The 11084-nt window shown below is 62.5% G+C and carries 9 protein-coding genes and 1 tRNA gene; 3 read left to right on the top strand and 7 right to left on the bottom strand.

Features of this window, described 5'->3' with window-relative positions; all coding sequences use genetic code 11:
* Positions 1-139: 139 nt before the first annotated feature.
* Entirely contained in the window at positions 140-1993 is a 1854-nt protein-coding gene (gene argS / locus PMX72_RS06755; protein WP_117757736.1) for an arginine--tRNA ligase, read from the bottom strand.
* A gap of 343 nt (positions 1994-2336) precedes the next feature.
* Between argS and PMX72_RS06750 the strand changes: the two genes are divergently transcribed.
* Both PMX72_RS06750 and PMX72_RS06745 read left to right on the top strand, forming a co-directional pair.
* A complete protein-coding gene (locus PMX72_RS06750; RefSeq protein ID WP_089572030.1) occupies positions 2337-2822 on the top strand; it encodes a CarD family transcriptional regulator in 486 nt (161 codons plus the stop codon).
* Between the two features lie 117 nt (positions 2823-2939).
* The gene (locus PMX72_RS06745; protein WP_055252329.1) at positions 2940-3539 is read left to right on the top strand and encodes an HD domain-containing protein; all 600 of its coding nucleotides are present in this window, start codon (positions 2940-2942) and stop codon (positions 3537-3539) included.
* A 69-nt stretch (positions 3540-3608) separates the two neighbouring features.
* Here the strand turns inward: PMX72_RS06745 and PMX72_RS06740 are convergent, their stop codons facing one another.
* Positions 3609-4895, bottom strand: a complete 1287-nt coding sequence (locus tag PMX72_RS06740; RefSeq protein ID WP_271729172.1) for a glutamate-5-semialdehyde dehydrogenase — start codon at positions 4893-4895, stop codon at positions 3609-3611.
* Between the two features lie 112 nt (positions 4896-5007).
* On the opposite strand from PMX72_RS06740, the gene PMX72_RS06735 reads away from it, so the two are divergent.
* The gene (locus PMX72_RS06735) at positions 5008-6426 is read left to right on the top strand and encodes an alpha/beta fold hydrolase (RefSeq protein ID WP_117772983.1); all 1419 of its coding nucleotides are present in this window, start codon (positions 5008-5010) and stop codon (positions 6424-6426) included.
* A gap of 101 nt (positions 6427-6527) precedes the next feature.
* Here PMX72_RS06735 and proB read toward each other — a convergent pair whose 3' ends face one another.
* The 5 genes from proB to PMX72_RS06710 form a co-directional block, all read right to left on the bottom strand.
* The gene (proB, locus tag PMX72_RS06730) at positions 6528-7655 is read right to left on the bottom strand and encodes a glutamate 5-kinase (protein ID WP_271729173.1); all 1128 of its coding nucleotides are present in this window, start codon (positions 7653-7655) and stop codon (positions 6528-6530) included.
* Positions 7656-7734: 79 nt separating this feature from the next.
* The gene (locus tag PMX72_RS06725) at positions 7735-9240 is read right to left on the bottom strand and encodes a nicotinate phosphoribosyltransferase (protein WP_271729174.1); all 1506 of its coding nucleotides are present in this window, start codon (positions 9238-9240) and stop codon (positions 7735-7737) included.
* 84 nt (positions 9241-9324) lie between these two features.
* A complete protein-coding gene (locus tag PMX72_RS06720) occupies positions 9325-9765 on the bottom strand; it encodes a hypothetical protein (protein ID WP_117635034.1) in 441 nt (146 codons plus the stop codon).
* 64 nt (positions 9766-9829) lie between these two features.
* A tRNA-Ala gene (locus PMX72_RS06715) sits at positions 9830-9902 on the bottom strand.
* Between the two features lie 151 nt (positions 9903-10053).
* On the bottom strand, positions 10054-10992 hold the full coding sequence (locus PMX72_RS06710; RefSeq protein WP_117637806.1) for a radical SAM protein: 939 nt from the start codon (positions 10990-10992) through the stop codon (positions 10054-10056).
* Positions 10993-11084: the final 92 nt, after the last annotated feature.

Below are 11084 nucleotides of genomic sequence, written 5' to 3'. Positions count from 1 at the left end.
ACCCCGGAGGAGTTCCGGAATCAGGCCCTCGCGGCCTAGTCGCTATTTAGGGCGTCCAAGATTTGGGACGCAGTTCAGTAGGGGATCGGGCTTATAGGGCTCAGTTAAACCAAACCTACACGGTCAAATGACCCGCAGGTTACATCTGCTCGGGCGCGGAAACGCCAACGAGGGTGAGCACCAGGGCGAGCGTCACGCGGACGGCATCGCAAGCGGCCAGACGGGCACGCGAAAGCTCGGGGTCGACGGGACGGCCCTCGCTCGGCAGCACCTGGCAGGCAGCGTAGAAGCTGTGGAAGTCACCGGCGAGTTCCTCGGCAAAGTGGGTCAGACGGAACGGGGCGCGATCGCGAGCACAGCTGGCGATCAGGTCGGTGAGCTCGTTGAGCTTGCGCGAAAGGGCGAGCTCGGTCGGGTCGGTCAGCAGCGAGTAATCGACGTTCTCACCGATGGCCTTGGCGGCAACGGCCTTCATGCCCATCTCGTCGGCCTGCTCGGCGGTAACGTCGGCGGCACGGCGCAGGATGGAGCACACGCGGGCGTGAGCATACTGCACGTAATAGACCGGGTTGGAGTTGTCGCGCTTCTTAACGGCCTCGATGTCGAAGTCGACCATCTGGTTGGAGCTCTTGGAGATGAGCGTGTAGCGAGCGGCATCGGAGCCAACCTCGTCGACGAGCTCCTGAAGGGTCACCATGGTGCCCTTGCGCTTGGACATACGGACGGGCTTGCCGTTACGCAGCAGGTTGACGAGCTGGCCCAGTAGAACCTCGAACTTGCCGGGGTAACCCAGAGCGTCGCAGACGCAGCGGACGCGCTCGATGTAACCGTGGTGGTCGGCGCCCCAGATGTCGATGACGTGGTCGACGCGCTGGAACTTATCCCAGTGATAGGCGACGTCGGAGGCGAAGTAGGTGTACTCGCCGTCGGACTTGATCAGGACGCGGTCCTTGTCGTCGCCCAGATCGGTGGAGCGGAACCACAGGGCGCCGTCCTTGGTGTAGAGGTAGCCCATCTTGTCGAGCTTCTCAAAAGCGCGGTCGACGGCGGAGGTGCCGGCGGTCTCGCCCTCGGTGTCCTTCACATACAGCGAGCGCTCGGAGTACCAACGGTCAAAGTCGCAGTTGACGGCGTGGCAGAGGTCGCGCATGTTGTCGACCATCTTCACGTAGCCGCGCTCACGGAAGCTCTCCATACGCTCCTGCGGATCGGCGTCGACCCACTTGTCGCCGTCGGTGCGCCAGAACTCGGCGGCCTCGTCGATGATGTAGTCGCCGCCGTAAGAGTCCTTGCCCAAGGTCTCGGCAAAGTTGTCCTGATACGGATGGGTCTCGGGGTGCTCGTCGTTCTCGTCGGCAACAAAGGCGTCACGGTCGGCGATCAGCAGCTTGTGAGCCTCGTCGATATCAACGCCCTGCTTGGCGATGATGTCGGCAAGCTGCATATAGCGCGTGCTGATGGAGTTGCCGAAGGTGTTCATCTGAGAGCCGTGGTCATTGATGTAGAACTCACGCTGGATGTCGTAACCGGCGTGGTCCATGACGCGGCAAAGGGAGTCGCCCAGAGCGGCCCAGCGGCCGTGACCAATGTGCATGGGGCCGACGGGGTTGGCGGAAACGAACTCGACCTGGGTCTTCAGGCCACCACCGACGTTGGACTTAGCGAAGTCCATGCCCTTCTCGCGAGCCTCGCCAAAGATGGCATTCTTGACGGCAACGGAGAGGTAGAAGTTGATGAAACCGGGGCCTGCGATCTCAACCTTCTCGATCGCGGGATCCTCGGGCATATGGGCAACGATGGCCTCGGCGATCTTGCGCGGGGCGCAGTGGGCCAGCTTGGCGGACTTCAGGGCCATGGTAGAGGTCCACTCGCCATGAGAAGTGTCAGCCGGTCGCTCGATAGCGCAATCGTCAAGTTCAAATGCGGAAAGGTCGCCGGCCTCCTGGGCCGCAGCAAGCGCAGCGCGTACCAGCTCTTCAATCTTCTCGGGCATAGATCCTCCTTGTGTTAAAGCCCCCCGAGCTCTTGGTCACTCGTAGGGCAAAAGCCAGAGTTTGTAGCACTCTATCACAAGCGAGGGGCACTGTCGCAGGGTAAAGCCAATCGAAATTGCATATGCACAAAATTGACTACAGCTTGTATGGAGTCACTCAAAGATGCCGGTCTGCCTGCAGATTATGCACGCGTTGAAAATGCATAAAGGTGTGAATGAGCTGTGTCTTTTATCGAATACTCTTACCTATCAGAGTTGTGTGCTTTTCCTGCATAAAGCGAGGATTTGCGCACGTCAGCGTGTTATTCTAGACATACGTAAATTCGTATAAGTTGGAGGTAGCATGTTCTCAATCGGTCAACACGTCATTCATCCGGGTCAGGGAGTCTGCACCGTCGTCGGTTTTAGGGACGACACGCCGCAGCCCATGTTGTTGCTCGAGGCCAAGCAAGGGCATGCGCAGACGATCCTTATGTACCCCGTGGCGCAGGCCGACCGTCTGCATGCCGCCATCTCTCAGCAAGATGCCGAGCATCTGCTGAGCCACTATGACGAGCTGGAGTGCGACACCTTTACCGAGCGCAACAGCTCGCTTGAAGAGACACACTTTAAGCAGCAGCTCAAGCTGGGCGCGCCCGAGACGGTCCGCGTGGCAAAGACCATGATGCACCGCATTCGCCAGGCCGAGGAAGCCGATAAAAAGCCCAGCTCTTACTATATGCGTGTACTCAAGGAAGCCAAGCGCCGCTCCATCGAGGAGTTCGCCGTGGCATTGGGCGTCACCGAGGAGGCCGCCGAAGCCCGCCTAGCCCAAGCCGCCCTCAACTAACCCATCCGCGCCAAAAACCACCACAAAGGGGACAGGCACCTTTGTGGTGGTTTTTTCGTTCTAGTCGTTCTAGTAGTATTCATTCTTAGCGATACCTGCGAGCACAAGGAGTCTTTTATGGCAGAGCCACTTTCCGCCGGAATCACCCGCGACCGTGCGTTCGAATTGCTCAACGAGCACAATAAGGACCCGTTCCACATCACCCACGGCGAAACGGTCGAGGGCACCATGCGCTACTTTGCGCGCGAGTTCGACCCCGAGAACGAGGAGTTTTGGGGCATCGTCGGTCTGCTGCACGACCTAGATTGGGAGGAGCATGAGGACGACCCCATGAACCACACCATCTATGCGGCCGAGATCCTTGAAGGCGAGGGCGCCTCTCCCGATCTCATTCGCGCCATTCAGACGCACACGTCGGACTTCAACACCTCGCTGCCCAAGCCCGAGCTGCAGATGGAAAAGATCCTGTTTGCCTGCGACGAGCTCACCGGCTTGATCGGTGCTGCCGTCATCATGCGTCCGAGTAAGAGCGTCATGGACTTTACGACCAAGTCGCTCAAGAAGAAATTCAAGGACAAGCGCTTTGCCGCCGGCTGCTCGCGCGATGTGATTACGCAGGGTGCCGAGATGCTGGGTTGGGAGCTCCCCGAGCTCTTCGACCGTACCATCGCGGCCATGCAGTCCTTCGCCCCCGACCGCGATACCTTCCAGGCCTAACCGCCCACGCCACCTAAAACCGTCACAAAGGGGACAGACACCTTTGTGGCGGTTTTCGTTTACGAGGGGTTAGGGGCGGACCTGACCGGTGCCGCGGAGCTTGTATTTGTAGGTGGTGAGGGCCTCGGCGGCAAAGGGGCCACGGGCGTGGAGCTTTTGGGTCGAGATGCCGATCTCGGCGCCCAGGCCAAACTCGCCGCCGTCGGTAAAGCGCGTGCTGGCGTTGGCGTACACGGCCGAGGCATCGACCGCGTCCAGGAAGCACTCGCAAGCATCCGTGTCCTCGGCAACGATGGCCTCGGAGTGCATCGTGCCGTAGCGATTGATGTGTGCGATGGCGTCGTCCTCGTTTGCCACGACTTTCACGCTCATCTCGAGCGCCAGATACTCGCGACCCCAGTCCTCCTCAGTCGCGGCAACGTAGTCATCGCCCTCGGCAAGCCCGGCGTCGGCGCATGCGGCGCACGTGGCCTCGTCGCCGTGAATGAGCACGCCGTGGTCATGCAGCACGGCCACGACCGCGGGCAAAAACGCATCGGCCACGGCACGGTCGACCAGCAGCGACTCGGCGGCATTGCACACGCCCACGCGCTGCGTCTTAGCGTTGACGATAATATTGAGCGCTTTATCGAAGTCGGCGGATTCATGCACGTAGATGTGGCAGTTACCCGTGCCCGTCTCGATCACCGGAACGAGCGACTCGCGCACGCAGCGCTGGATCAGGCCCGCACCGCCACGCGGAATGAGCACATCGACGACGCCGCGGAGCTTCATGAGCTCGCCGGTGGCCTCGCGGTCGGTAGACTCGATCATCGACACGGCCTCGCGCGGGAAGCCCTTGGCCTCGAGCGCATCGGCCAGCAGTTCGGCAATCATGGCACACGAGTGATAGGCCAGCGAGCCGCCGCGCAGAATGCAGGCGTTGCCGGTGCGGATGCAGATGCCCGCGGCGTCGGCCGTCACGTTGGGGCGCGCCTCGTACACCATGGCGACCAGGCCCAACGGCACGCTCACGCGGGTGAGGTCCACGCCGCTTGCGAGCACGCGGTGGTCGAGCACGCGGCCGACAGAATCGGGCAGCTCGGCGAGCTTCTCCAGGCCGGCGACCATACCCTCAACGCGCTCGGGCGTCAGCAGCAGACGGTCGAGGAGCCCCGCCGAGGTCCCCGCATCGCGCGCGGCGGACATATCGAGCTCGTTGGCGGCGACGATGGAGTCGATACCGTTGCGCAGCGCTGCGGCCATGGCGCGCACGGCCTCCTGGCGCTGCTCGTCGCTCGCCGTGGCAAGCGAGGCCGACGCTGCCTTAGCGGCAACGGCAAGATCGTGGACATACGTGGCTATATCGACCGACATGGGCGGCCCTTTCTCCTAGAAGTTTGCAACCATGGTAGCCGATTTGCGCATGGCCTCGCCCGCGGCGGTAGAATTGGTCAACCCGAAACACCGCAACGAACGGAAGACTCACATGGCCCTCATCACTTCGTACCACGTCCCCGGCCTGTATGTCGAGGACCACAGCATCGACGTCCCCCTCGACTGGCGCGGCCTGGAGCCGATGCTCCTGGCCGTCGGCAGCACCATGCGCCGCGGCGCTATACCGACACCCATCGCCGGCGCGCCCGAGAGCATCAAGCTCTTCTACCGCGTGGTTTGCGCACCCGACCGCATCAACGACGACCTGCCGCTCCTTCTCTTTTTGCAGGGTGGCCCCGGTGGCGAGAGCCCGCGTCCGCTGTCGCCCACAAGCGATGGCTGGATCGAAGAGGCCGTCAAGCATTTCCGCGTCGTGCTGCCCGACCAGCGCGGTACCGGGCGCAGCAGCTGTGTAGACGGGCGCACGATTGCCGCACTGGGCGAGCGCGCCGAGGCGGCCGGCTCCGATGCTGCCCGCTCGCAGGCGGACTTCCTCAAGCGCCACCTCGCCAGCTCCATCGTGCGCGATTTTGAGTACCTGCGCCTGGTGGGCTTTGGCGGCAGGCCCTGGGTCACGCTCGGGCAGAGCTACGGCGGCTTTTTGACGCTGAGCTACCTGTCGCTCTTCCCCGAGGGCGTGGCGGCAAGCTTTACCTGCGGCGGCATCCCCCACGTACCGGCGAGCGCAAGCGAGGTCTACGCGCACACCTTCCCGCGCATGGCCGCCAAGACGCAGCAGTATTACAACCGCTACCCCGCCGACGTCGAGCGCGTGGCGGCCCTGGCAGATGCCCTCGAGGAGCAAAAGCCCGTGCTACCCGACGGCTCGCCGATGACGGTCGAACGCCTACAGCTCATGGGCAGCGACTTTGGCATGAAGCCGAGCTTTGAGCGCATGCATTGGATTATCGATCACGCTTTTGTTGACGGCGACGGCACGCTGGCCTGCGGCGCCTCGGTATCTGACAGCTTTTTGATGCGCGCCTTCGAGCGCACCAACACGCGCACGAATCCGCTGTACTGGACGCTTCAGGAGTTCATCTACGCCGACGGCGACACCATGCCCATTCGCTGGGCCGCGGCAGAAGAGAAGGCCCGTCGTGCCGAGTTCGACACGCTCACGCGACCGCTCATGTTTACCGGCGAGGCCATGTTCCCGTGGATGTTTGAGCAGATGCCCGAACTTAAGCCCTTCAAGCCGGCGATGGATCTGCTTATGGAAGACACAAGCTGGGACAAGATCTACGACCCGCAGCGCCTGGCGTGCAACGAGGTGCCCCTGCAGGCCGCGGTGTACTTCGATGACATGTACGTGGACTCGGGCATGCAGCTCGATACGCTCAGTCGCGTGGGCAACTCGCATGCCTGGGTGACCAACGAGTTCGAGCACGACGGCTTGCACGGCAGCGTGGTGTTCAAGCACCTCTTCGACGAAGCCCTCAACCGCGGAGACCTGCGCCAGATCTTCTAGCAAAGGAGTGTCCCAAAGTGCCGGCACATAAGGAACGTCCCCAAGTGCCGGAAAAGGAGAGGCAGCACTGCTGGCAAAACGAGCCGCAGCGCTGCCTCTCTTTATGCAAACACTATCAAGTTGTCCCTATGGATCGCGGGCTTCTCGGCCAGGTCTGCGAGCAGGTGGTTGCTGGCAATCTGGTCCTGGCGGCGGCCGGCGGCAAGCTCCAGCACGTCCGAATCGGCCTCGGCGATACCACGGGCGACAACCATGCCGCTCGGGTCGCACACGTCGAGCACATCGCCCTCGGAAAACACGCCATCGACCTCGCGAATACCCACCGCGAGCAGCGACGAACCGCGGCTGACCAGCGCCTTCGCGGCGCCGTCATCGACCGTCACCGAGCCGTGCGCCTTGTCGCCCAGTGCGATCCACAGCTTGCGCGGCGCAATGTCCAGGCGCTCCGCCGGCGGATCGAACAGCGTACCCACGCTCTCGCAGCGGGCCAGACGCACGAGCGCATCGGGCTCCTCGCCCGAGCAAATCACGCTCTGAATGCCCGCCGTCATGAGAATGCGGCTCGCGCGGATCTTGGTAATCATGCCGCCCGTGCCCACCGATGTGGAAGAATCGCCCGCCGAGGCGATGATCTTGGCGTCGATCTTATGCACGACCGGGACGAACTCGGCCGTGGGATCCTCGTGCGGATTGGCGGTGTAGAGGCCATCGATGTCCGAGAGCGTCACGCACAGATCGGCAGAAACCAGGCAGCTCACAAGCGCCGCCAGCGTGTCGTTGTCGCCAAACTTGATCTCATCGACGGTGACGGTATCGTTCTCGTTGACGACCGGCACCACACCCAGCTCCACAAGGCGCAGCAGGGCGTCGCGCGCGTGCAGGTAGGACGTGCGGCGCGCCGTGTCGTGACGCGTGAGCAGCACGAGCGAGGTGAGCAGGTCGCGCGCATGGAACTCCTCGTCGTAGGCCGACGAGATGATGCACTGACCGGCCGAGGCGCAGGCCTGCAGGCTCGGCAGGTCACCGACCGGCTTACGGTCGAAGCCCAGCACGGGATAGCCGCAGGCAATGGCGCCCGAGCTCACCACGACCAGGCGCCAGCCAAGCTCGCGCAGCGCTGCGGCCTGATCGGCAAGCCCGCCGATAAAGGCGCGGTTGACCTTGCCGTCGGCGCCCACCACCGTGGACGAACCGATCTTTACCACCATCGTTTTATAAGAAGTCGTCATACGTCAAACCAATCAACTGTTCAGCGAACGGCCGAGCCGGCGGCCAGGGAAGCGTGACTCGCCCCTACCGCCCAAGGAATTAGTGAGCCCAGGGAAAGGCAGAGGCCGCGGCCATGTTCTTACGCACGAGCTCGTCGCGCACCTGAGCCAGGCCCTGCTCCATACCCACCACATAGGTCTGCGGGTACAGAAAGCGCTTGAAAGCTGCGTCCAGATGGTCGAGCGCCCAAGCACAGCGCTCGCGCGCGTCCTGGATGCTCTCACGCGGAGCCACCGCACTGCCATCGCGCACGATCGGCACCAGCAGCTCGCGATACTCGAGTTCGGACACGTCGGTCACCAGGGCGGCATCGTTCACGGCCACAAGGGTATTGCCGCGCGCGGCGCCCTCCCCCGCCAGATGGTCCTCGTCGTAGATCATGTCGCAGACCGGGCCGCCAAAGCCGTCGTAATAACGGCGCACGCGTTGCACACCCGGGATCGTGCGCTTGTATGGCTGCTCAGAGAGCTTGACCACCGGCGTCCATGGATCTGCCTCGCTCGCACGGCGGGCGGAAAGCTTGTACACGCCGCCCAGCGCCGGCTGGTCATAGCAGGTCGCAAGCTTGGTACCCACGCCAAAGCTATCGATGGGCGCGCCCTGGTCGAGCAGCGACTGAATCGTGTACTCATCCAGATCGTTAGAAACCGAGATCCCCACATAGGGCAGGCCCTCGGCATCAAAACGGCCACGAACATACTTGGAGAGCTTGGCGAGGTCGCCCGAGTCAATGCGAATAGCCGACAGACGCTCGCCCACCGCCTCCATCTCCTTGGCAACCGTAATGGCATGCTCGCAACCCTCGCGTACGTCGTAGGTGTCGATGAGCAGCGTGCAGTTCTTGGGACTCGACTTAGCAAAAGCCCGGAATGCCTCGAGCTCGGAGTCGAAGCTCATCACCCAGCTGTGCGCATGCGTGCCAAAGACGGGAATACCGTAGCGGCGGCCGGCGAGCACATTGGACGTAGAGGAGCAGCCGGCAACGTAGCTCGCGCGCGCGACGGCCAAGCCGCCATCGGGACCCTGAGCGCGGCGCAGGCCAAACTCGGCAACGGGACGGCCGTCCGCCGCCAGCACCACGCGCGCCGTCTTGGTGGCGACAAGCGTCTGGAACCCAACGATGTTGAGCAGCGCCGTCTCAAGCAGCTGGCACTCCAGCGCGGGGCCGGTGACGCGAACCATGGGCTCGCGCGGAAAGACGAGCTCGCCCTCGGGCACGGCGTCGATGTTCACATGCGCGCGGAAATTGCGCAGGTAGTCGAGGAATCCAGGCTTGAACATCGCGCCGCCGGCCGGGGCCTGGAGCGAGGCGAGGTAGTCGATGTCCTCGGGCGTAAAGCGCAGATTCTCGACCAGCTCGGACAGTTCGGCGGTGCCGCACATGACGGCATAGGCGCTGCCAAAAGGATGGTCGCGGTAAAACGCGGTAAAACAACCCTGCTCATTGGCCTTGCCGCTCTCCCACAGGCCCTGGGCCATAGTGAGCTCGTACAGATCGGTGAGCATTGCAATGTCGGTGGGATGCGAGATGTCGGTCAAAGCCATGGGGCGACCTTTCGGATGCGTTGTGCAGAGGTTGAGGGTTGGAAAAGGGCAGAGTGTTCGGGCATGGCACCCAGCGCGAATGGGCTAGAGCAGGCCCATGCTGGTCAGGATCGTGTAGCCCATAAAGATGACAAACGCGATGAGGGCAAGGACAATGATGATTTTTTGAGCCGGCGCCATGCCAGGGATCTCGTTCTCGCCCGTAGGCTCCTTGGAGGTGACCATGCGCTGGGCAAAGGTCATCTCGTCACGGCTCGGCTTGGGCTCGACGGACTTGGAACGAGCGACCTTTTTAGGCTGAGGTTTAGGTGCGGTGGGCGCGGGCTTCGCGGCGGCGGGCTTGGGCGCGGGGGCGACGTTCGCGGCGGCCTCCTCGGCCTTCGCACGCTCGGCACGCAGGGCGGCCAGCTCCTCACGCTCGCGGCGTGCCTCTTCCTGGGCCTCGCGACGAGCTTTCTCGGCGCGGAGCTCTTCCAACTCGGCGCGTTCCTCGGCAGACAGTGGTTGGGACTCAAGCTTGGCCATGGTACAGCCCTTTCTTTTAAAAAAAGCCGCCGACACAATGTCAGCGGCTTATCAAATCCAAGGGTGGAGACGAAGGGAGTCGAACCCTCGGCCTCTGCCATGCGACGGCAGCGCTCTCCCAACTGAGCTACGTCCCCAAGACAAGTTGATATTTTACCTACGGCTCGCCAACTGTCAACGCCCAATACCCAGTCTTTTTGGGACGCGGCTATTTTGACAACTTTTCGAGCAGGCGATCCTCTCGATGATTTTTTAATCCCCGTCCCAGAAAAATCATCGGCGAGCGCACTACTTTGCGCTGGTGAGGACGCCGGTGGTGTCGAACGCCGGTGTGAAGCTCTCGTCTACCGCTCCACCTTCTTGCCAAAACATCGTCGTAAAGCCCAGGTCGTCGGCATGGTCGAGCACCTGCTCGTACTCCTCGCGCGTCACGGCGCGCGCCAGGTCGCCGCCTTGTTCGCGCATGAGGGCATTGGGCGTGTACTGGTTCATGACCGAGATCGGCACGTCGCCCATCGTCTGCCACACCAGGTCCAACACGCGGCACGAATCGTCCGCATGCCCCGGCAGCACCAGATGACGCACGATTATGCCGCGCTTCATGAGCCCGTCCCCGTCTACCAGCTCTCCCCCGCGGCGCTCAATTTCGCGCGCCATCTGGGCCAGACCCGACACAGCCACGCGCGGGTAGTCCTTAATATGAGAGAGTGACTGCGCAAGCGCCGCATTGGCATACTTAAAGTCGGTAAGCCACACGTCGACCAAATCGCCGAGCGCCGCCACGGCACTCGCACGCTCATAACCGCTCGTGTTGTAGACGATTGGAATGACCAGTCCGCGCTCCCGAGCTGCGGCAATCGCGGCCGGCAGCAGGTGAGCATAATGCGTCGCCGTCACCAGATTGATGTTATTGGCACCTTGGTCCTGCAGCTCCAGCATAATCTCGACCAGGCGCTCGGGCGAAATCTCAAGCCCAAAATTGCCCGTCGAGATCTCGTGGTTCTGGCAATAGATACATTTGAGCGAACAGCCGCTAAAGAAAATCGTACCCGAGCCGGCCTCGCCCGAAATGGGCGGCTCCTCCCACATATGGAGCGCCGCGCGGGCCACCTTGAGCGTGTCATCGGCACCGCATACGCCGTGCGCACCCTCGTCGCGCACCGCACCGCAACGGCGCGGACACAAATGGCAGGCGGGCGAAAAAAGTTCGGTCAACGGCGTCGACATAAAAACATGCTCCAAAACAACGATTCAGCAGCTCAAACGTAAAGGGACCAACCGCACAGACGGCTCGAGCCCAAGGCGCCGTAATCGTCCGA

It is taken from the genome of Collinsella aerofaciens, assembly GCF_028207065.1.
GTDB classification, from domain to species: Bacteria; Actinomycetota; Coriobacteriia; order Coriobacteriales; family Coriobacteriaceae; genus Collinsella; species Collinsella aerofaciens_AR.
Note: the sequence above shows the minus strand (reverse complement) of the source record. Positions and strands in the feature narration are given on the sequence as shown.

Excerpts from the sequence above, each read along its gene's own strand:
- argS (WP_117757736.1), bottom strand. The coding sequence starts at position 1,993 with ATGCCCGAGAAGATTGAAGAGCTGGTACGCGCTGCGCTTGCTGCGGCC.
- PMX72_RS06750 (WP_089572030.1), top strand. The coding sequence starts at position 2,337 with ATGTTCTCAATCGGTCAACACGTCATTCATCCGGGTCAGGGAGTCTGC.
- PMX72_RS06745 (WP_055252329.1), top strand. The coding sequence starts at position 2,940 with ATGGCAGAGCCACTTTCCGCCGGAATCACCCGCGACCGTGCGTTCGAA.
- PMX72_RS06740 (WP_271729172.1), bottom strand. The coding sequence starts at position 4,895 with ATGTCGGTCGATATAGCCACGTATGTCCACGATCTTGCCGTTGCCGCT.
- PMX72_RS06735 (WP_117772983.1), top strand. The coding sequence starts at position 5,008 with ATGGCCCTCATCACTTCGTACCACGTCCCCGGCCTGTATGTCGAGGAC.
- proB (WP_271729173.1), bottom strand. The coding sequence starts at position 7,655 with ATGACGACTTCTTATAAAACGATGGTGGTAAAGATCGGTTCGTCCACG.
- PMX72_RS06725 (WP_271729174.1), bottom strand. The coding sequence starts at position 9,240 with ATGGCTTTGACCGACATCTCGCATCCCACCGACATTGCAATGCTCACC.
- PMX72_RS06720 (WP_117635034.1), bottom strand. The coding sequence starts at position 9,765 with ATGGCCAAGCTTGAGTCCCAACCACTGTCTGCCGAGGAACGCGCCGAG.
- PMX72_RS06710 (WP_117637806.1), bottom strand. The coding sequence starts at position 10,992 with ATGTCGACGCCGTTGACCGAACTTTTTTCGCCCGCCTGCCATTTGTGT.